Below are 358 nucleotides of genomic sequence, written 5' to 3'. Positions count from 1 at the left end.
GTAGGCCGAGACCAGATCGCTGCTGTCGAAGATGTTCTACCTGTGGGGCGGATCACGCCGTCGCTTCTTGCCCGACTTCATCGTGCGTCTGGCCAACAGCAAGACATTGGTGCTGGAGATCAAGGGCGAGGACTCGCCGCAGAACGTGGCCAAGCGCGATGCGCTGAAGCTATGGGTTGATGCCGTCAATGCCAAGGGCGGCTTTGGCACGTGGTGCTGGGATGTGGCGTTTGAGCCGGCGCAGGTGCATGACATCCTTCACCGACACGGGTACATGAATCACGCTCCTTAATTGCGACATCTTTTGTCTAGAGCCGAGTGGTTACGTTTCTTGTGGGGTCGATATTCCTTATGCCAA

1 pseudogene is annotated in these 358 nt (G+C 57.0%); it reads left to right on the top strand.

Features of this window, described 5'->3' with window-relative positions:
* Positions 1–28: 28 nt before the first annotated feature.
* Positions 29–292 (top strand): annotated as a pseudogene (locus tag A6X21_RS02345) (hypothetical protein); the annotation flags it as partial.
* Positions 293–358: the final 66 nt, after the last annotated feature.

This window comes from Planctopirus hydrillae, assembly GCF_001707835.1.
Lineage (GTDB): Bacteria > Planctomycetota > Planctomycetia > Planctomycetales > Planctomycetaceae > Planctopirus > Planctopirus hydrillae.
The sequence above is the reverse complement of the archived record's forward strand: the minus strand, read 5'-3'. Positions and strand labels throughout refer to the sequence as shown.